Here is a 21936-nt window from a genome sequence, read left to right as displayed (position 1 = left end):
GATGTTGAAATTTTGGGTAAATGTTTCTTCTAGCGCTTGTAAATCAAAATGTTCATGCTGTTTGCCCGATCAAACATCAAGCCATATCCATGAACTGTCATCTGATTAGAAATTTACGATTTGTACAGGTGTTTCGATCTGTTTAAAATTTGTTCGTATTTGAACAGTATGTGTACGAATTTGTAATACGTAAAAATTTATTTTATTGGGATTTGTGCAATTGGTTGCGAATTATTTAAAATGCATATGAATAGTATTGATGTGTTCTAGAATAGTATTATATATCTGATATATAAACCATAAATTCTGAGATTTGTATGACTAAAGGTCAAAGGTCAAAGGTCAAAGGTCAAAGGTCAAAGGGGAAATATCTCAGTTGAGCTATACAGATAATACAAGGAGGATAATATGGATGTCTTTAAGCCTGTTTATACGGAGCAAAACGATTGTCAGGATTGTTACAAATGCATAAGGGAATGTAAATTGAAAGCCATTAAGGTGGTTAATAATTCAGCTCAGATTCTTCACGATGATTGTATTTACTGCGGAACCTGTACTTTAATTTGCCCGGTGAATGCAAAGAAAGTGCGCGATGATGTAAAGAAAGTGAAGGGTTTATTGAAGCGCAGCCCAAAAGTAATTGTTTCTTTGGCACCATCATTTGTTACCGAATTCCCAAATCTGTCCGACGGGCAAATTACAGCCGCATTAAAATCATTGGGATTTGCACATGTGTCTGAAACTGCACTGGGGGCTCAGGAGGTCTCAAAAAATGTGGCGGAATTTATCGGAAAACAGGACAAAGGAATTTATATTTCTTCAGCCTGTCCATCGGTTGTTGAGATGATCTGTAAACATTATCCAAAATATAAAAATTACATTACCCCGTTTTTATCGCCGCTTTTAACCCATTCCAAATTTCTTAAAGCTGCGTACGGGGAAGATTGTCATGTTGTTTTTATTGGCCCTTGTATTGCAAAAAAATCCGAAAGTGATCAGTTTCCTGAATTATTAGATGCCGCGCTTACTTTTTCGGATCTTAGGAAATGGTTCGAAGATGAAAATATCGATCCTTATTTATTTTCGGAGGAAGAAAATGAAGAGGTTTTTGTTCCAGGAAAAGCAGGAAGGGGCGTGCTTTATCCGATTGATGGAGGAATGATTATGGGAGTGAAGAAAAATACCACTGCAACCGATGCTGTTTACATGACTTTCTCCGGGATCAATAACATTCAATCGGTTTTGTCCGATTTGGATAAATACAAGAAATCGACAGTGATGTTTCTGGAACTTTTGGCATGCGATGGCGGTTGTGTAAACGGACCGGGAACGGATAAGTCTTATTCAACAGCGATTAAGCGCTTAGAGGTGATCAATAAGCTTGGTAAAGATCAGGGGTTTCAGTTGGAAACTGATTTTTCAATTGAAAGAACATTTGATTCAATTCTTCCGATAGAGAGAAGAGAACATGCTGAGAGTAGTATTAAAGAGGCACTTACCATGGTTGGAAAGTACTCCGATAAAGATGAAATTAATTGTGGTGGTTGTGGTTATAACAGCTGCAGGGAGTTTGCAGGAGCGCTGCTTGAAGATCGGTCGGAACCAAACATGTGCGTATCATACATGCGTAAAATAGCACACGATAAATCGTCAGCACTTTTGCGCAAGATTCCTTCGGGAGTAGTTATTGTCGATGATCAATTAAAAATCAGAGAAGCAAATTTGAGTTTTGCCCGAATGATGGGGTCTGAGATTGAACAATTGTACGAAACGGTTCCTGGTTTGGTTGATGCTGATCTGATTAAAATTGCTCCATTTCACAAGTTGTTTTCTTCGGTACTATCAACTGGCGTTGATAATCTGGAAAGAGATATTCGTTTTGGAAACAAAATGTTTCACATCACACTTTTTAGTATTCATAAACACAAAATAGCAGGAGCCATTCTTCGGGATATGTCGCAGCCGTTCATTCAACGGGAAGAGGTGATCTCAAGAGCAAAATCGGTAAATCAGAAAAATCTGGAGACCGTGCAGAAAATAGCCTATTTATTGGGTGAAAATGCTTCTGAAACAGAGGAAATGCTCAATTCAATTGTCGAATTTTATACTCTTTCACAGGATTAACAGTAGCGTATGTCATCCAATTTTTATATTGAAGTAGAGTGCCGGCAAAAAAATTATGCCGGTCAGTCCATTTGCGGGGATGTATTTATGTCGCGGAAAATAAAAGAGGAGGGAAGAACGATTCTGGTATTATCCGATGGATTGGGAAGTGGTGTGAAAGCAAATGTGCTGGGTACACTTACCGCATCGATGATTCTCAACTACATGAAAGTGAATAAAGATATTCGTAAAGCGGCCGAAGTAATCATGAAAACACTTCCTGTTTGCAGCAAACGAAAAGCAAGTTATTCTACTTTTACCATTGTTGAAATTGAATGCGATGGGGAGACCCGGATTATTCGTTATGATAGTCCGGAGTGTTTAATTTTGCGTGGATTGGAAAGCTTCACACCCGATTGTGAAGAGTTGCGTCTTTCCGGGGATCATAATCAAGGAAAGGTACTGTATTCGTATCGGTTTATGGCTCAGAAAGAAGACCGGATTGTATTCTGCTCCGATGGAGTTACCAATTCGGGAATGGGAAGTACCCGATGGCCATTTGGCTGGGGCTTCGATAATCTGGATGCCTATGTAAAAGGTTTGGTACGCAGACAGCCATTTTTATCTGCCCGGCAATTGGGTGCTGCGGTTGTTGACAGAGCGTGTGCAAATTACGGAAACAAGCCCAAGGACGATACTTCATGTGGGGTACTCTATTTTCGGGAGCCAAGAAATTTATTAATATGTACGGGACCTCCCTATGAAAAATCGAAGGACGCACAGTTAGCCAAACAGGTTGTGGAATTTGTGGGTAAGAAAGTAGTTTGCGGGGGCACAACAGCCGGTATTATCTCTCGTGAAATTCAGGCTCCAATTGAGGTCGAATTAACAATTACTGATTCAGAATTGCCACCAATATCCCATATTAATGGTATCGATTTGGTGACCGAAGGGATTTTAACTTTGGGTAAAGTGTATCGCTTACTTAAAAATCACAAGCAAAATTTTTCATTGCAACACGGGCCGGCAGATCAGCTGGTTCGGGTTTTATTGGAAAGCGATAAGATTTTTATTATTAACGGAACAAAGATAAATGTAGCGCATCAGGATCCTAATTTACCAATGGAATTAGAGATACGCAGAACCGTTGTAAAGAATATTGTTGCACTACTGGAGGAAAAGTTTTTAAAAGAAGTAGATCTTAGTTATATTTAAAATGAAATATTACTCATATTAAACATGGGGTATTGTTGATTGAATTTCCATTTGGTGGGTAGTCTTGTTGGTGAATTGGAAGAAAATAACAATCCTCATGAAACAGATCATAAAGACAATTACTAAATGGCCGAAAAAATCGAAATTACCATTTGTTTGGGAAGCTCCTGTTTCTCAAGAGGTAACGGGAAAGCTTTAAAAGCGATTAATACCTTTTTGGAAGAAAATAAATTGAAAGACAAGGTGTTTTTTCATGGTGAATTGTGTACAGGGAATTGTGCCAAAGGACCTATTTTAAAAATTGGAGATGAACTGTACGAAGAAGTCGATCCGGATAGTGTAGTTGAAATATTAAACGACGTTTTTGGGCTTGTTTAATTAAGTGTCTTTCAATCTTAAAAAACTCATTATGCCATTAATTGTAACCAATAAGAATAAGTGTAATCTCAGTTATACATGTATTCGGGTTTGTCCGGCCAAAGCAATCAAAATAAAGAATGATTTTGCAAACATTATTAAAAGCAGATGTATTGGTTGTGGAAATTGTGTTACCGTTTGTGCCCAAAATGCTATAGAATATAGAAGTTCGGAAGATTTGGTTAAGCAATTATTAGCAGATACCGAGCCTGTCGTTGCCATTTGTGATCCAAGTATTTCCGGAGAGTTTGATGATATTCTGGATTTTCGGAATTTTGTTGGTATGATTAGAGCCCTGGGTTTTGATTATGTTGTTGAAGCCGCCTTTGGTGCAGATTTGGTGGCCTACCGCTACAAGGAATTGTTCAAGAATTTTCATGGGAAGTATTATATCTCAACAAAATGCCCGGCTCTGGTAAATAATATTGAGAATTTTCATCCCGGATTAGTTGATAATTTGGCACCAATTGTACCGCCAGGTATTGCCATGGCAAAAGTGGTCCGAAAAAAGTATGGCAAAAATGTTAAGATTGTTTCTTTATCGCCTTGTGTTGCCAGTAAAGATGATGTTAAAGCATTTAATGGAACTGACGGAAGTGTTCATGCAGTTTTAAGTTTTGCCGAATTAAGAAAGCTGTTTACCGAGTACGGAGTTTCGGAAAACTCTGTTGAATTCTCTGAGTTTGATCCTCCATTCGCTCGATTGGGAGGCTTATTTCCAATTAGTCACGGTCTGTTTCAGGCTGCGGATATTGATATATCCATGCTAAATGGTGGGATTATTAGTACCGAGGGAAGAAATAATTTTCTTCGGTCGATCAATGAGTTTAAAACTCAGCACGACCTTTATCAGCATCTTGATTTATTTTATTGCGAAGGTTGTATCATGGGACCTGGAACTTCGCCGGGAGGGCGTAAATTTTCACGGCGTTCGAAAGTAATTCGTTATGTGCGCAAAAGGCTAAAAACTTTTGATGAGGTAGAATGGCAGCATGAAATTAATGAATACAGTGATCTTGATTTGAGCAGAGGATTTAAATCAAATGGCATAGAACTGCCTGTTCCTTCTGAAGAAGAAATAATGGATGTTTTGGTGGAGATGGGAAAAGGCAAAATTGAAGATCAGTTAGGTTGCGGTTCTTGCGGTTATGAATCTTGCAGGGAATTTGCCATCGCAAAATGTCAAGGTCTGGCCAATTACGAAATGTGTTCTTCTTTTACAATTAAAAATATGAACAGTTACATAAAGCGGCTGGGAAATATTAATTCAAAATTAACAAAAACCGAAGCCGCTTTAAAGGAATCGGAAAGAATTGCAAACGAAGAAAGAATTATTGCACAGGAGGCTTCAGAAACGGTGTCTGCCATGCTGCAGAAACTTCCATCGGGTGTTGTAATTGTCGACGAGAGGTTGAAAGTGATTGAGTCGAATAAAACTTTCGTTGATTTATTGGGTGAAGAGACTAGAATGCTAAATGAAATTATTCCCGGATTAGTTGATGCTGACTTAACAAAATTGATCAGTTTTCATAAATTTTTTTCTACAGTAATTTTAAACGGGGAGGATATTTTAAACAAGGATGTGCATTTTGGAAACAGGTTGTTTAATGTTTCGGTTTTTACCATTAAAAAGAATAAGATTGTTGGTGGTATTATTCGCGATTTATATGCTCCTGAAGTAAGGAGGGAAGAGGTTATTGGCAGAGCTAGAGCGGTTATTAAAGAGAATCTTCAAACAGTGCAGCAAATTGCCTTTTTATTAGGTGAGAGTGCTTCCAAAACGGAAAAATTACTAAGTTCGATCATTAAGTCCCATGCTTCGGGGGAAGAAGGGAAAGGCGAATAATGGACGATAAATTTCATATAGATATAGACTGTCAGCAACTCTTTCATCATGGTGAAATGATTTGCGGTGATGTATTTCTTTCCAAGAGAATTAAAGAGGAAAACAGAACAATTGCCGTGTTAAGTGATGGCATGGGAAGTGGTGTAAAAGCCAATGTTCTGGCAACTTTAACTGCATCTATGGCAATGAATTTTACAGCAGAGCATAAGGATGTAAAAACCATTGCCGAAATTATTATGAACACGCTTCCAGTATGCAGTGTTCGTAAAGTAAGCTATTCAACCTTCACGATCATAGATATTGAATTTGATGGAACAACACGTATCATTGAGTTCGATAATCCTTTGTGTGTGGTAATGCGTGGTTCGGAGGTTTTCGATCCGGGATGGAGAACAATTCTGCTTGACAGTGAAGAAAATCAGGGCAAAGAACTTAGAACTTGTGAATTTAATGCCCGGAAAGAAGACCGTATCCTGTTTTGGTCCGATGGAATTATGCAGTCGGGAATGGGAAGCAGGGAATTGCCTTTCGGATGGGGACATGAAAGTGCTTTAAAATTTGTTACTAATATTGTAAAATCGACTCCTTACATATCGGCCCGAAATTTAGGTTTGCAATTGGTGAAAAAAGCAGCCAGGAACGATCAGGATGAGCTAAAGGACGATACAAGTGCTGGTGTAATTTACTATCGGGAACCGCGTAAACTTTTAATTTGTACAGGTCCTCCTTACGAAAAGGATAAGGATGCTGAGTTGGCCATGAGAGTTTATCACTTTAAAGGGAAAAAAATTATTTGCGGCGGAACAACGGCCGAAATTTTGGGTCGTGAATTAAACTTGAAATTTGCCGCCGGAATGAAAATTACTGACCCTGAATTACCGCCGGCGTCTTATATGGAAAGCATAAACTTGGTAACCGAAGGCATTCTTACAATTGGAAAAGTTGCCCGGATTTTAGGGGATTACAACAGTGATTACGATCTGGGAGATGGACCTGCAGATCAGATCGTTCACTATCTCTTGCAGAGTGATAAAATCTCTATTATTTCCGGAACAAGAATTAATTTTGCTCACCAAGACCCAAGCTTACCTATTGAATTGGAGATCCGAAGAACTGTTGTGAAAAAAATAGTAAGTCTTCTTGAGGATAAATTTTTAAAAGATGTTAATCTAACCTTCATTTAGATTTGGTGTATTCTGATTAAATGTAAACAGAAAGTAAATCTAATAATTTTTGACTTGGTATTGGTTTGGCAATATAATCATCACAACCGGCATTCAAACTCTTAACCCGGTCTTCGGACATTGCATATGCTGTTTGTGAAATTATTGGAATCTTTGGATCTTGTTTCTTGATGATTTTGGTAGCCTCAAAACCGTTCATGAGGGGCATTTGAATGTCCATTAATATTAAGTCAACCTTATTGTTGCTAAACATTTCAATGGCATCGGCCCCATTTTTTGCCCAAAGAACTTCAGCCCCTGTTTTTCGGATTACCTCTTCCAAAAATAGAAAATTAGATTCTACATCTTCTGCGATAAGAATGGTTTTTGAGGACCAATTACGTTCGGTTAAATTCATGGGGTATGATTTGGTGTTCTAAATTGGTTTTTTACTTAATTCAAATTTATATAAAATAATTAGGATTTAAAAGAACTTGTTTAATATAAATACTCTTTTAAAAATGAGTTTGTTAAATGTTCATGTTCGTTGATGGAATTAGATTTTCGGATATTAACTTTTTACATTTATAAGTAAATTATCTGATGAGCTTAAAGTAAATTTTTTTCTTTTGGTAGGGGATACTAATTGTTTTACGGTAATAGGTTGACATTCCTTTCTTAATTGCTATTTTTGATAATTATTGATTGAAATATACCTGCATGATCTCTAAATTAATCCGATCCGGGCTACTTATTAGCTTAACTCTTTTTTGGCTGTCCACAAAGGCTCAAATCTCTTATGGTGGTGAACCTTTATTTAAAACGGGGAAGTTAAAGTCAGAATTGTCAACGATTTATTTGCCTCGTTTTGAGATGACAAAAATGAGCAAGGCGAACGAACAGGTCGGAGGTAAAAGTTACCTTAAGTATGCTCAATATGCTTATAAATACACCACAAGTTATAATTCCTTAAGTAGTGGTAAATGGCAGGTTTTAGATGATGGCAGAAGAGTCTGGCGGATATCGGTTTCATCGCCCGGAGCATATTCTTTAGGATTGATTTTTTCAAAATTCAGAATTCCGGCAGGCAGTCAGATGTTTGTGTACAATAATCAATCGAACCGTATACTTGGAGGCTACAATGAAAAAAACAATAAAGAATCGGGCAGGTTTTCGGTTGAACCTTTGCAGGGAGATGAAATAACTGTAGAATATATAGAGCCTTTACATCCTGATTTTATTGCAGATTTAGAAATTGGAAGTGTGCTGCATGACTATAAAAATATTTTTAATCAGCTGCAAGGAGCGGAATCTTTGTTAAAAACATCAGGAACATGTAATGTGAATATTAATTGTGCGGAAGGAGATGCCTGGCAGGTTGAAAAACGATCTGTCTGTCATATTTTGTATAGTGGTTACATTGCGTCGGGTGCCCTGATAAATAATACCGGCTATGATGGAAGGCCTTTTTTACTGACAGCTCATCATGCGATCGATAATCAAGAAGATGCAGATGTTGCCATTTTCGTTTTTAATTATGAGGCTGTAGATTGTGAATCCTCTGTTGGTTCAAAATCGCAATCTATCTCTGGATCAAGTTTGCTGGCTACAACAAGCAGGTTGGATTTTACGCTGTTAGAGTTGTCTGTGATGCCTCCGGCATCTTATTCACCCTATTATATTGGTTGGGACAGATCGGGTAGAGTGCCAACAAATACAACCTGCATTCATCACCCAAATGGAGATGTGAAAAAAATATCTGCTGATTATGATGCACCATTAACGGATTCTTATTCGGATACAAAGTTTACATTCGAACCAAACACACATTGGTTGGTTTTAGAATGGGATTTAGGAACTACAGAAGGCGGATCTTCCGGCTCACCATTATTTGATGAAAACCATCGCTTGATTGGAGATTTAACAGGAGGAGAGGCTAATTGTGACAATCCGGTATACGATTACTTTGCAAAGTTTTCAGAAAGTTGGGCCAATTATTCCGAAGCGAATCAGCAATTGAAATTTTGGCTGGATCCATTGAGTTTAGGTGTGGAAACGCTTGATGGTGTTGATCCATACAAAGGATTAAGAGCAGTTATTACTGTATCTAAGGATAGCATTTGTTATGAATCTCAAGTTACTTTCACGGATGTTTCATTAGGTGAACCTGATGAGTTTTACTGGAATTTTGGTGATGGAGCCACTCCTCAGACTTCAATAGAGAAAGGACCTCATGTTGTGAATTATAGCAATCCGGGTCTCAAGCGAGTTAAATTAATTGTGCGAAAGAATGGAGTTGCCGATAGTGTTGTGCGTTCTGTTTTGGCTATGGATGTTCCGGTGGCAAATTTTGATTATACCGTTGAAAGGAATAAAGTTCAAATGAGTAACACTTCGGTTGAAGGAATAACTTACGATTGGAATTTTGGTGACGGAGCAGTTTCTGAAGAAGAAAACCCTAGTCACACTTATGCCGGGACTGGAAAATATACAATAAAGCTTAGCACTGAAAATTTGTGTGGCGTGAATTCAACCTCAAAACAAATAACAACAACTTATGATGATTTATTAAGGATTTATCCAAATCCATCCGGTGGTGCTTTTACGGTTGATTTAAGCCGGATAGTCTATTTGCGAATTACATGGAAAGTATTTGATCTAAAAGGAGCTCAAATTCGTTCAGGAGTTGTTTCCAGCTACGAAAGTATGGTTAATTTTAATCTTAAGGGGTTATCTTCAGGAGTCTATATTTTAAACTTGAATATTGATGGTGTTGATTTGAAAAGAAAACTCCTGCTGACAAAGTAAAAGATAGTCTCATTCTATTTTTTAAGCAATAGAATGAGAACTAATGTTGTTATTTTTCAATTTTTTGAAATGAAGTTACAATTCCTTTGATTAATGCAGACGAAAAACCTTGATGTTCCATCTCATTTAACCCTACAATTGTACAACCTTTTGGTGTAGTAACCTTGTCAATTTCCGATTCGGGGTGATCATTATTAATTTGGAGCATTTCGGCAGCACCTTTCACTGTTTGAGATACTATTTGTTTGGCGGTATTGGCATCAAAACCAATTTGAATTCCACCTTGAATCATTGCACGAATAAAACGGAACACAAAAGCAATTCCACAAGCGCCTAAAATGGTGGCCGCTTCCATTAATTCTTCATTAATAATCAGGCTTTCTCCAACACAGTCGAAAATGGCTTTAATGTTTTTTGTTTCTATCTGAGAAGCATTTTTGCCACAAATACAAGTTGTTGATTCAGATATATTGGCAGCAATATTTGGCATAGCTCTAAAAACCGGTATTTTATGATCCAGCATTTCTGAAATTTCTTCGGTTGTTAGGCCGGTCGCCAGTGAAACAAGTACATGATGTCCTTCAGTGATTTCACCTTTAATTTCTTTTATTATTTTACCAACATTATAAGGTTTTACGGCAACTAAAATAATATTGGAATTTCTAACAGCTTCACAGTTATCCGATGTAATTGCGGCTCCCTCTGAGGCTAAATCGGCTATTAAATCAATATTTCTTCTTGTTGCGGTTACATGACCCGAGTTAAAAGTATCATTATTCAAAAGTCCTTTAACAATTGATCGACCTAAATTACCACAACCAATAACGCAAATTTTTTGATCATTCATATTCATTCATATTTGTCTAATGCCACGATTTAACTATAAGTTAATTAAATCCAAATAAAACCGGGCTTAAAATATTTGTAAGAAAATAAGGAGGTGTGTATAATTTTTATTCGTGCATAAAAGTACAATTTTTTTTGAAATCAGAAGAATGAAAAATTTCATCTGTTGATTATATACTACAGTAATTGTTTATTGTAGTAGGTTGCTTAATAATAGGTGTGTATGTGTTGATTTTTAATGTTTTAAAATCAAGAGTGGGCAGACCACTATTTTCTTTTTGAAAATTATTTTTGAATGATAAAAAAAAATCATATTTTTGGTAAACCGATTTAGTAAACCGATTTAGCAATAAAATCCAGTGAAGAAGAAGTCAATTAAGGATATAGCCCAAGATTTAGGAGTTTCAAAAACTACAGTCTCATTCGTTTTAAATAAAAAAGGAGATGAAAAGAACATCAGTAAAAAAACTCAAAAAGTAATATTGGATTACATCGAAGAGGTAGGCTATCAACCGAATCAAATTGCGAAGAGTTTAAAGAATGGTACTACTAATACCATTGGCTATCTGGTTCCTGATATTTCGAATCCATTTTATGCTAAAATCGGACGGATGATTGAAGATCTACTTTGGGAAAAAGGATATCATTTACTAATTGGGAGTACCGATGAGAAAAAAGAGAAAGAAGAGCTGCTGCTCAATATGTTCGTAAACAGGCAGGTTGATGGATTAATTATTGCGTCTTGTTTTATAAAAGGAGATGTTTTAAAATCTCTTTCCAGGCAAAATTTCCCAATGGTTTTTTTCGATCGGGAAGACCCTGAATTTTTAGCCAATTATATTTTGGTTGAAAACAAAAATCCGATGAAGGAAGCCATTCAGAAAACAATAGATAAAGGAGCAAAAAAAATTGGTCTGTTGTCAATTACACCTGATGTTTATTCATTAAAACTGAGGATAGATGGGTACAAGCAGGCATTAACAGATAATGCTTTGGAATATGATGAAAATTTACTTCGAATTGTAGATTACAATCATATTAAAGAAAGTGCTCAAAAAGAATTGAAATACTTGATTGAAGCTGGGGTTGATGTAGTTGTTTTTACTAATAATCAGATTACTGCTACGGCTATTTGGTTAATGAATATGCATTATCCTGAAAAGGTAAAAGAAATCACTTTTGTAAGTTTCGATAATCTGGACATTTTTGATTATTCGATGCCTAGAGTAATTTCTATTGCACAACCTATAATGAGTATTGCCAGGCAATCTGTAGATATTCTGGAGGAAGTAATTAAAAACAAAGAAAGTAAGAATACAAGAATAGAATTGAAACCTAAATTAATAGAACGTTAATAATAAGAGTCGACAATGAAGAATAATTATCTAAAATCAGGGCCAATTTTTTTGGCATTCTTGTGCATGGGATTTGGTGATGTTGTAGGGCCGCTTACAAGTCAGTTACAAAGCGAATATGAGTTGAGTAACGTTTTGGCTGGATTGGTAACCTTTATGGGGTTTATCATGTTTGGTTTGCTTTCCGTTCCAATGGGATTGTATCAGGATAGAAAAGGAAAAAAACGAGTATTGCTTCTTGGTATGCTGGCAGCGCTAGTAGGTTTAGTCTTACCTATATTAGGCAATTTCTCATCATTTGGATTGTTATTAGGATCATTATTGCTGTTAGGAACAGGTGCTACTTTGCTGCAGGTTGCAGGGAATCCAATTATGAGAGATGTGTCACCTGAAGGAAAATATTCTAGAAATTTATCATTCGGACAGTTTATTAAGGCAATCGGTTCTTTGTCGGGTGCTTTAATTCCATTGTTGGCTGCTAAGTATTGGGGATTGGACTGGAAACTTTTGTTCCCAATTTATTCCGGTATTCTTTTAGTTGCAGCAATTTATTTATATGTTGTTACTATTGAAGAGAAAAAAGATGATTCAGCATCTCCAGCTTCGTTTGGTTCAGTTCTCGCTTTGTTGAAAAATCCATATGTTTTCTTTATGGTTTTAGCTATTTTCTTATATGTTGGTTCAGAGGTAAGTATGAGTGCTAAACTTCCAAACTATTTGTCTGAAAAATTCAGCTATGATATTAAAGAGTTAGGTTTGTGGGGAACCTTATTTTTCTTCATTGCTTTAATGACCGGTCGCTTTTTGGGAGGCGTAATTTTGAATTGGATGTCTCCTTCAAGATTTTTGAAAATTACAACTCTTTTATCTTTAATTGGGATTGCCGGACTTTATATTGCAACAAGTTCGATAATGGGATTTGCTGCAATATTTTTAATTGGATTGGGATTTGCTAATATTTTCCCATTGGTATTTTCAATAGCAATTGATGCAATGCCGGAGAGGAGTAACGAAATTTCAGGTTTGATGGTGACAGCTATTATTGGAGGTGCAATTGTACCTGTAATATTTGGAGCTGTAGCAGATGTTTTCTCACTTATGGGTGGTTTTGTTGTTACGCTGGTGTGTATTGGTTACATTTTTGGATTGTCGTTTTACAAAAGAAAGTAAGAAAGCATATGAATATTTGGAATGATAAAAGAGTTGTGATGACTCTTGATGCAGGAGGAACAAATTTTGTTTTTTCGGCAATGAAAAGCGGAGAAGAAATAGTTGAACCAATTCGTAAGCCGTCAAATGCAGATCAACTTGATTTGTGTTTGAAAACAATTGTTGACGGATTTCAGGAAGTTATGAATCTGCTTGCAGAGAAACCTGTTGCAATTAGTTTTGCATTTCCGGGACCTGCCGATTACAAAAATGGAATCATTGGTGATTTGCCAAACCTTCCTGCATTTAGAGGAGGAGTTGCCTTAGGACCAATGCTTGAAGAGAAATTCTCAATACCGGTTTTTATTAATAATGACGGTGATTTATTTGCTTATGGCGAAGCCTTGGGAGGCGTATTGCCAGCTATCAATAAGCGTTTGGAAGAAGAAAATAGTCCTAAGCGTTATCGCAATTTAATTGGCGTAACTCTTGGTACCGGATTTGGAGGCGGATTAGTGCACAATAACGAATTGTTTATTGGCGATAATTCCATTGCAACAGAGGTTTGGTTAACCAGTTCAAGAGTTTTTCCTGATCGTTTTGCTGAAGAGGGAATAAGTACCCGGGCTATCCAAAGAACATTTCTGGAAAATGCAAAAGGTAAGTATTCCGATGAATTGATGCCAAAAGATGTTTATGATTTGGCAGTTGATAATAGTCATCCAGATCAAAAAGCAGCTCTAAAGGCATTTGAACTGTTTGGAACATGTTTAGGAGATAGTTTGGCTAATCTTTTAACCATTACCGATGGTATTGCTGTTATTGGTGGAGGGTTAACTGGTGCTCATGATTTATATATGCCTGCAGCTTTGAAAGAGATGAATGGAAATTGCTTCACTGCAGGTGGAGAATCTCTTCCTCGTTTGGTACAAAAGATCTACAATATTGATAACGATGAAGAATTTAAAGAATTTGCTTCAGATTGTTCAATAGATATACAAATACCAGGAACAGATAAAACGATTAAATATGATCCAAATCCTCGTTTAGCAGTTTGTTTCAGCAAGCTTGGAGCAAGTAAAGCGATTGCAATCGGAGCATATGCATTTGCATTGAAGAATTTGCAGTAGTAGTGTGCTGCCTTCGGATTGAGAAGCAAATTTGTTTCTCTTTCCGAACCTTTTTCATAAGAAGGATGAATTTTAGATTAGTTTAAAAACCAGGTGTGAACTTGGTTTTTTTTATGGATTAAACTGTCGTATTTTCTGAAACGATCTCTTTAAATGAGTATTGATATTTTTCGTTGTATAATTTCACATAGAGTTTAATGTAGTTTTCGTAAGTCTCCATTGCCAAGCTATGCTTTCCTTGTATGGAAAGGAGATTGCATTTCACCCGAAGGGCGGTTTCATTCATCTGATCGAATTCAAAAATAACATTTGAAATGGCCAAACGTATGCTTGGTTCAAAATCGAATTTAGTTAATAATTCCTCAAGAGTACTTACAATTGTCCCGGTTGTTTTGTCTTTAAAAGAATCCAGCCATTCAGGAATTATATCGCGAAGAAGAGTACCTCTGTGTAATATCTGAATTATTTCTTCTGTTTTATCACTATCCGAATTTGTTATTTGGGTACTAATACATTTCTGAATGTGCGCCAAATCACAGAAAATGTTCTCTTCGAGTACCATCTTCCAATAATTATTGTCGAAAGTAATTTCAACGCCTTGAATATCTTCTAAAATACCACGTAATTTTTTAATATTAACACCTCTGTTGTTTTTGGCTTTGTCTTCAGGTTTATCAGGCCAAAGGAATTCCTGAATTCTTCTTGATGAAATTCCTTTTCCATCTTCAAGCGAATACAATAGTATTAAAAGAAACAATTCTTTAAGAGTAGGACTAAAGCGGTAAGTGATGTCTTTGCTTTTTTTATCAAAAACTTGAAATCCACCAAACAAAAGGATAGAATTTACTTGTGGAATTTTAAAAGTCGGCAGAGTTTCCTGAATTGTGTAAATTGAAGCATTTTCTAATTTTTCATTTTTGATTTTAGCTCTTATTTTTCTTCTCACAAAAATTATCAGGAACAATAGGATCGTGGCCAAAAAAATGTAGAATAATTTTATGGAGAAAGGAAGGGAATGATTATTCATATTCAATTCTGTATCTGCTCCAGGCTCATAGCTTATAGAATACATAGACACCTTATAGGTTTCAGCATCTGCATCAGTTTCTTGTGAAGTAAGTGCAATCAATTTATTCTCACTTTCCCAATAATAAAGATCAGCGAAAGATTTAATGTCAACAAATTCGTAAGGTATACTATCGCCAATGAAATATAGTTTTGGATTATTAATAAATCCTTTTGCTATTCTAAGATAAGTACTGCTTTTTTGACAAGGAAATAGTAATGTGTAAAAGGCACTGTCTTTTTTAGTTACCTTTAATGAATTAACGGGTAGGTATTGAAATTGATCATTTTGCTGCAGTTCCCATAGTTTCTTTATCTCATTCTTCCCGAAATCAATCCGGTAAAGGTCGTAGTAAAACTCTTTTCCTAAAATCTGTTTTCCAAGAGAATTTCCCAGTCCTCCAAATAAATAAACAACATTACTGTTTTCAGCCGAAAATCCAAGCGAACTGCAATACCGAGGTCCGATAACATCTCCTTTAAGCTTGAGCTCAGTCCACACTTTACTTTTTTCGTTAAATGATTTAACTGAATTGGAATAGGAATAGTAGCCGTATCCGCACAAAGTAGTTATTTGGTGATTACCTGGATGAATCAGCTTGTTGTGATGCCACCACTTTGGCAGGTCATTAGTTACACTGTCGGCATGATTCCAGCTTTGATTGACTGAATTGTAAGTTGAAAGATCGTTTTGATTTAAACTATACGAAACTAATTGATTGTTACTGTCAATTATAAGCTGTTGTGATTTTTCAAAAACAGGGTATCCGGAATTTTTATTGTTTGTACTTAAAGTGCCTGCTTTTAATGAGTAGGTGCTTGTAACACCATTTTTAAGAACAAAATGAATTGTTTCATTTTTTTTATCATATGCCATCGATGGCAATGAGGAAAATGATAAAGTTTTTATTTTTGTCCATCGATTGTGATAATCAATTACCCAATCGGGATTATATAGTTTAGCAGTTCTACTTGATAAAATGTCTTTAAGTTCATCGTTGGCAACTTTTCGAAATGGCCACAAATGTTTTGGTGTTCCGTCAATGTGAATGGCCAAATCTTTTATAGACATCGAGGGAACTTCATCGATAAAAAAGCCATACTTGTTTATTACACCTAATGATAAGGAAAACTCAGAGGTTTTTGGAAATTGAATTGAATTCTTAAAGTGATTCTCTCCAAGAGTTAAGGCAATCTCTCCATTTTCACTATCAATTTCAAGTTGGAATGGAATCCATCTGTTTCGAAGAAGGTTTAATGCATTAAAATTACAATGAAACTTAGTTTCTTTTTTATTGTGAATTACGTATAAATCCGGTTCCCTATAGGTAACCTGTATTAAGTTTTTATCATGTTCCTCTTTTAAAGATAGAATTTCCCCATAATGAGTTTCCGTTTCCCGTAAAGAAAGCATAAAGGCAATGGTGAAGTTTTGGGTATATGAAATATTATTCTTGTGTGTAATATCAATCCCAGTCCGATTCTCTTTCGAAACCTCGTTGGATTTAAAATAAATACCGTGGTCGGCATAAAGAGAAAGGGAAGATATAATTAAGGCAAATAATGCAAGTAGAAATTTCATTATTATTTATGAGGTTTGTTAATTTCCAAATATATCGAAATATACCAAGACTTTAAAGATAAAAGCCTAAAAAGACTATGTTTGATGGATTAATTTTAACGAAAGGTTTTGCTTGTGATGAAACAGAAAAACATATAGAAATGTAGTTTTTTTCATTATGTAGTCTTTTATTTTGTTTGTGCTTTTGAAAGATTTAGATTCTTAATTTTTACAATTGATTGTACAAGCTAATAGGATTGCCAATGCTCATCAAAAATATGAGAACATTCAATTAATCTTCAAGAATAGACAAAGTTGACCTGCTGACATAAAAGAATAAAAATGAGATGTTTAAGTCTTGATTAATGATTTTTGATACTGCATTAATTCAATATTAATCGTGAATTAATACGTTTGCGCTAATATTGGAGCTAGAAAAAAACAACACTTTTTTCGTTCATTGTATAATTAATAATTCTAACTATGAAGAAATGCTATTTACGAAATCTTCATTCAAGCCTGGCTAACCCATTAGGACTTGGAAGTAAGATTGGGATTTTTACTTTGCTTTGCGTGATGATGGTTCTTCCATTTTCTGCGAATGCAAACGTTAACAGTTTAACTGAAGAAAATTCATCTGTTTCTGCGACACAACAAGTGGTTACGGGTGTTATTACTGAAGACTCAGGAATGTCACTTCCTGGAGTATCAGTTGTTGTTAAAGGTACTACAATTGGAACGGTAACTGATATCGATGGAAAATTCGAGATCACTGTTCCTGAATCAACCAGTATTCTGGTTTTTAGCTTTGTTGGTATGCAAACACAAGAAATTACAGTTGGTTCTCAATCTGTAATTAATCTTGTTATGGCCACTGATGCTTTACAAGTAGATGAGGTAATTGTTACTGCATTAGGTATTAAAAGAGAAAAGAAAGCACTTGGTTATGCTGTTCAGGATGTAAAAGCTGATGAGTTAACACAAGGAGGTAATTCTGATTTAGTAAGTTCTCTTCAAGGGAAAGTTGCTGGGGTACAGATTAACCAATCTGGTGGTGGCGTTGGTGGAACATCAAGAATCGAGATTAGGGGAGCTAGTTCTTTAAGTGGGAACAATGAACCTCTTTGGGTGGTTGATGGAGTCCCATTTGATAACGGAAATAGTCGTGAAGGAGATATTTGGGGAGGAACATCGAGAGCAGGTGGTGCTTTTGATTTAAATCCTAATGATATAGAGTCTGTTTCTGTATTGAAGGGACCGAATGCTGCAGCTCTTTACGGAGAACGTGGTGGTAATGGTGTTGTTTTGGTTACAACTAAGAAAGGAGCACGGGGTAAAGGTCTGGGAATTTCTTATTCTGGTGGGTTTACTGTATCTGAAGCTGCTTATATGTTGGATCTTCAGGATAAGTATGGACAAGGTTCCAATGGAGTGTATGATAAGAATGGAACTTCTTCGTGGGGACCGGAAATGAAAGGTCAAATGCTGGAATCATGGACTGGTGAAACCATTGCATACGAAGGTCAAAAAGATCGTTTAAAAGATTTTACAAGAACAGGTACTACACAAAAACATAATGTTTCTTTAACCGGAGGTAATGAAGAAGGTGCTTATCGTGTTTCTTTAGGAAAGGATATCATGAATGGTATTTATGAAGACCATAAAGTGGAGAAATTGACTTTCGATTTAAGAGCTGATTACGATATTAATAAGTGGTTAAATATTGATACAAAAGTTTCATTCTTTAATACAAAAGGCAATGAGCGTCCTGAAATTGGTAATTATTCTTATGTTTCGTATTATAATACAATGCCAATGAATATTCGTAATCAGGATTTGGCTCCAGGTTATGATATTCTTGCAGGACAACATGTTGAAAAGTTGTATAAGGCACCTAGTGCTAATTTAAGGAATCCATACTTCTTACAAGCTCAAACAACCAATTACGACGAGAAAAATAGAACCTTCGGTTACATTTCCGCAAATTTGAAACTGACATCAGATTTGAAAGCAAAATTTAAGTATGGAATGGATTTTTATCAATTCTCTGCTGTTGAAGGATATATGTATGCTGATAATGTTGATAAAGCTACAAGACCAAATTATAACCCAAGTCAGACAAATTTTAAGGAAGAAAATTATGAATTTCTATTGTCTTACAATAAAGAAATTAATCAAGACTTTACTATTGGTATAAATGTAGGTGCTAATAATATGAAGCGTCATTTTGATGAGCTAAAGGCAACCTCTGGTAAATTATCATCTGAAGGGGATTTTTTCTTAGCTGCAGGGTCAAATATAAATGCTGAAGAGAGAATCGAGGAGTCAGAAGTACGCTCTATCTACGGTTTTGGTCAGTTGGCATACAAAAATATGTTATTTCTTGATTTTACAGCACGTAATGATTGGTCATCTACACTTACTGCGGCTAATGCAGAATTCGATAATTCATATTTTTATCCTTCAGTAAGTTTGAGTGGTATTGTTTCTGAAATGACAGAATTGCCGGAATGGATTTCATTTGCAAAAGTTAGAGGTTCATGGGCGCAGGTTGGTAAAGCCACAGACGCTTATGCTACAAGTCAACTATACAAATTAAGAGGCTGGAATTATGATCTAACTGTTGGAGATGTTCCTAGTGTTGCAGTTGTGAAAGATTTAAAACCAGAAATTTCGACATCTTGGGAGTTAGGTTTGGATTTAAGAATTCTAAATAATCGTGTCGGATTAGATTTTACTTATTACAACGAGGAGACGAAAAACCAAATATTAAAGGTGGAAGCTATTCAAAGTTCAGGTTTCGAGTATGCTTTAATAAATGCTGGTCTTATCACGAATAAAGGATTTGAAGTTATGTTGACTACAGTTCCTGTTAAATATAAAGATTTAAAAGTTGGTTTAGATTTTAATTTTGCAAAAAATGAAGGTATCCTAAATAAATTGACAGATGATGTTGAAAGACATGATTTTGGTGGTGGTGTTTTAGGTTTGCCAGGTAAAAAACTTGGAGTTATTACAGGTTCAGTTTATGAGCGCGATGATAGTGGAAATATTATTGTTGATGGTGATGGTTTGATGAAAGTTGCACAAGGAACGGATCATATTTTAGGAAATATTCAACCTGACTGGACAGGGTCAATTAACTTAAGTGTTGATTATAAAGGATTATTCTTATCAGCTCTTGTTTCTGTTCAGGAAGGTGGCGATATTTTATCATCTTCAGAACAGGGAGCTACTTCTTCCGGTACAGCAAAAAGGACTGATGAAAATAATAGAATGTCATTATTTGTTGACGGTGTTACGGTTGATGGAGGAGCAAATCATGTTATGGTTTCTGCAGAAGAATACTGGAGACAATTATCTAAAGTGAGTGAGGAGTTTGTCTACGATGCTTCATACATGAAATTAAAAGAAGTTGCAATTGGATATAATCTGCCAAAGTCTCTTTTGAGTAGGATTCCAAACAATCCAGTGAAGACTGCAAGAATATCTTTAGTTGGTAGAAACTTATTTTATTTCTATAAAGATACTCCAGGAACTGCTCCTGATGCAAGTGCATATAGCTCTTCTTTTGCGGCGCAAGCATTTGATTTTTCTCCGGTTCCGGCAACAAGAACATACGGATTCTCGCTTAACGTTGGATTTTAATTGATAAACGATATGAAAAAGATAAAAATTATATTATTTGTATTGGGATTGTTTGTGATGAGCAGCGGTTGTTCTGACGATTTTGGGGATATGAATGTTGACCCAAATTCTACAACCAAAGTAGAGCCGAAATTTTTCCTTAATGCAATGCAACAAGAAGTATTCGCTAATTATCAGCGAAATGTAAATTTATATCCTGATTTGTACTCTCAGTATTGGGCAAATACAGTATCTGGATTTGGATCTCCTCGGTACGAATATGTTGATGGTTGGATTGGAAATCAGTGGAAGGAGCATTATACCAGACATTTAAGACAGGATCTTGCCATGCAGGAAGCATATGGAGATAATGAATTTTTTGTTGATGCTATTGCGATCAAAGAAATTTGGATGTGTTACTGGTGGTCACGTATGACCGATACTTATGGTGATATGCCTTATTTCGGTGCAGGAGTTGGTGATGCAGTTCCATATTCATCTCAGCAAGAAATTTATGCCGATTTATTCACTAGATTGAATGTAGCTATTAATAATATTACTGGTGGTGAAGAGCAATATAATTACACAGATGATTATGATTTGATCTACGGTGGTGATGCATTGCAATGGCGTAAGTTTGGTAATTCTCTACGTTTGCGTTTAGCAATGCGTATTTCGAATGCCGATCCTGAAAAAGCTCAGGCTGAAGCTCAAGCTGCAGTTAGTGGCCCTGGAGGATTATTAGTTAGTAATGCAGATGTTGTTAAAGTTCCTATGTGGAGTAAAGGATGGTTTGATTACTTGCACCAAATGGCTTGGAATTGGAACAATATACGTATGTCGAAAACCTTTTCCAATTACTTATATAACCAGTCATCGGTAGGAGAAGATCCAAGAGCACCTAAATGGTTTGCTTATCAGGTTTTTAACGAAGATCTTAAAAAGGTAGAACCTAAAACTAAGGAAGAGGCAGGATTTCCAATTTATAATGGAATTGAAAATGGATTTAATCTTGTTCAAAGTGATGCTGATGAAGTATTTGCAACAATCAATTTAGAAGGTGGCTATGTTGATTTTGTTGGAAGTGAAGATGATGATATGTATTGTCCGGTAATGTTCTATTCGGAGGTTAAATTTTTGGAAGCTGAGGCAGCATTAAGAGGATGGATTTCAGGAGATGCAAATGCATTGTACAAGGAAGGAGTTCAGGCATCTATGGATTATGTTGGTGTAGATGAAAATGATGCAACTGCTTATTTAAGTGGATTAACTACTCTGACGGGAGCCAATGAAAATCAATTAAAACAGATTATTACTCAAAAATGGTTGGCTAACTTTCCAAATGGAGTGGAAGGCTGGGCTGATTTTAGAAGAACAGATTATCCGGATATTACTTTACCAAAAAGCGGAGTTAGCGGAAGTTCGACTGTTGCTGCAGGTACTTGGGTAAAAAGAATTAGTTATCCAGATAACGCACATCAACAAGATGAGGAAAATATGCCTTCTCTTTTAAATACACGAGATTTGGATAGAATGGATATTCGTGTGTGGTGGGATACAGCAGATACCAAAACCAAAGATGGTAGTGGATTAATGAATAGCAATTTTTAATTAAAAATTTAATGAAAGTGTTCTGATTACATCATTAACA

General features: G+C 35.9%; 14 protein-coding genes. 11 read left to right on the top strand and 3 right to left on the bottom strand.

What is annotated here, in order from left to right; genetic code table 11:
* Positions 1 to 408: 408 nt before the first annotated feature.
* From ACKU4N_RS12600 to ACKU4N_RS12580, 5 genes are all read left to right on the top strand, one after another.
* Positions 409 to 2124 (top strand): [Fe-Fe] hydrogenase large subunit C-terminal domain-containing protein, encoded by a 1716-nt coding sequence (locus ACKU4N_RS12600; protein ID WP_321316719.1) that lies wholly within the window; start codon positions 409 to 411, stop codon positions 2122 to 2124.
* Positions 2125 to 2133: 9 nt separating this feature from the next.
* Positions 2134 to 3318 carry a SpoIIE family protein phosphatase gene (locus ACKU4N_RS12595; RefSeq protein ID WP_321316718.1) on the top strand — a complete coding sequence of 395 codons (1185 nt, stop codon included), beginning with the start codon at positions 2134 to 2136 and terminating at the stop codon, positions 3316 to 3318.
* A 126-nt stretch (positions 3319 to 3444) separates the two neighbouring features.
* Complete coding sequence (locus tag ACKU4N_RS12590; protein ID WP_321316717.1) at positions 3445 to 3696, top strand: NAD(P)H-dependent oxidoreductase subunit E; 252 nt, start codon at positions 3445 to 3447, stop codon at positions 3694 to 3696.
* Between the two features lie 31 nt (positions 3697 to 3727).
* The gene (locus ACKU4N_RS12585) at positions 3728 to 5581 is read left to right on the top strand and encodes a [Fe-Fe] hydrogenase large subunit C-terminal domain-containing protein (RefSeq protein WP_321316715.1); all 1854 of its coding nucleotides are present in this window, start codon (positions 3728 to 3730) and stop codon (positions 5579 to 5581) included.
* On the top strand, positions 5581 to 6765 hold the full coding sequence (locus tag ACKU4N_RS12580; RefSeq protein ID WP_321316714.1) for a SpoIIE family protein phosphatase: 1185 nt from the start codon (positions 5581 to 5583) through the stop codon (positions 6763 to 6765). The genes ACKU4N_RS12585 and ACKU4N_RS12580 overlap by 1 nt, the downstream gene beginning before the upstream one ends.
* A 16-nt stretch (positions 6766 to 6781) precedes the next feature.
* Here the strand turns inward: ACKU4N_RS12580 and ACKU4N_RS12575 are convergent, their stop codons facing one another.
* Positions 6782 to 7162, bottom strand: coding sequence for a response regulator (locus ACKU4N_RS12575; RefSeq protein ID WP_321316712.1), 381 nt, complete (start codon positions 7160 to 7162; stop codon positions 6782 to 6784).
* A 302-nt stretch (positions 7163 to 7464) separates the two neighbouring features.
* On the opposite strand from ACKU4N_RS12575, the gene ACKU4N_RS12570 reads away from it, so the two are divergent.
* On the top strand, positions 7465 to 9552 hold the full coding sequence (locus tag ACKU4N_RS12570) for a T9SS type A sorting domain-containing protein (protein ID WP_321316710.1): 2088 nt from the start codon (positions 7465 to 7467) through the stop codon (positions 9550 to 9552).
* Positions 9553 to 9601: 49 nt separating this feature from the next.
* Here ACKU4N_RS12570 and proC read toward each other — a convergent pair whose 3' ends face one another.
* Entirely contained in the window at positions 9602 to 10399 is a 798-nt protein-coding gene (gene proC / locus ACKU4N_RS12565) for a pyrroline-5-carboxylate reductase (RefSeq protein WP_321316708.1), read from the bottom strand.
* A 358-nt stretch (positions 10400 to 10757) separates the two neighbouring features.
* Here proC and ACKU4N_RS12560 point away from each other — a divergent pair, with 358 nt between their 5' ends.
* Genes ACKU4N_RS12560 through ACKU4N_RS12550 form a run of 3 tightly spaced genes read left to right on the top strand, consistent with a single transcriptional unit; the run spans position 10758 to position 14032 of the window.
* A complete protein-coding gene (locus ACKU4N_RS12560) occupies positions 10758 to 11753 on the top strand; it encodes a LacI family DNA-binding transcriptional regulator (RefSeq protein ID WP_124992802.1) in 996 nt (331 codons plus the stop codon).
* A gap of 15 nt (positions 11754 to 11768) precedes the next feature.
* Positions 11769 to 12923 carry an MFS transporter gene (locus ACKU4N_RS12555; RefSeq protein WP_156195980.1) on the top strand — a complete coding sequence of 385 codons (1155 nt, stop codon included), beginning with the start codon at positions 11769 to 11771 and terminating at the stop codon, positions 12921 to 12923.
* An 8-nt stretch (positions 12924 to 12931) separates the two neighbouring features.
* The gene (locus ACKU4N_RS12550) at positions 12932 to 14032 is read left to right on the top strand and encodes an ROK family protein (protein ID WP_321316705.1); all 1101 of its coding nucleotides are present in this window, start codon (positions 12932 to 12934) and stop codon (positions 14030 to 14032) included.
* A 118-nt stretch (positions 14033 to 14150) separates the two neighbouring features.
* Here the strand turns inward: ACKU4N_RS12550 and ACKU4N_RS12545 are convergent, their stop codons facing one another.
* Positions 14151 to 16679: a hypothetical protein gene (locus tag ACKU4N_RS12545; RefSeq protein WP_321316704.1), complete on the bottom strand. Its 2529-nt coding sequence runs from the start codon at positions 16677 to 16679 to the stop codon at positions 14151 to 14153.
* A gap of 462 nt (positions 16680 to 17141) precedes the next feature.
* Here ACKU4N_RS12545 and ACKU4N_RS12540 point away from each other — a divergent pair, with 462 nt between their 5' ends.
* Together ACKU4N_RS12540 and ACKU4N_RS12535 are read left to right on the top strand one after the other, a co-directional pair.
* The gene (locus ACKU4N_RS12540) at positions 17142 to 20306 is read left to right on the top strand and encodes a SusC/RagA family TonB-linked outer membrane protein (RefSeq protein ID WP_321316701.1); all 3165 of its coding nucleotides are present in this window, start codon (positions 17142 to 17144) and stop codon (positions 20304 to 20306) included.
* A 12-nt stretch (positions 20307 to 20318) separates the two neighbouring features.
* Positions 20319 to 21896, top strand: a complete 1578-nt coding sequence (locus ACKU4N_RS12535; RefSeq protein ID WP_321316699.1) for a SusD/RagB family nutrient-binding outer membrane lipoprotein — start codon at positions 20319 to 20321, stop codon at positions 21894 to 21896.
* The last annotated feature ends 40 nt before the right edge of the window (positions 21897 to 21936 follow it).

It is taken from the genome of Labilibaculum sp. (assembly GCF_963664555.1).
Lineage (GTDB): Bacteria > Bacteroidota > Bacteroidia > Bacteroidales > Marinifilaceae > Labilibaculum.
Note: the sequence above shows the minus strand (reverse complement) of the source record. Positions and strands in the feature narration are given on the sequence as shown.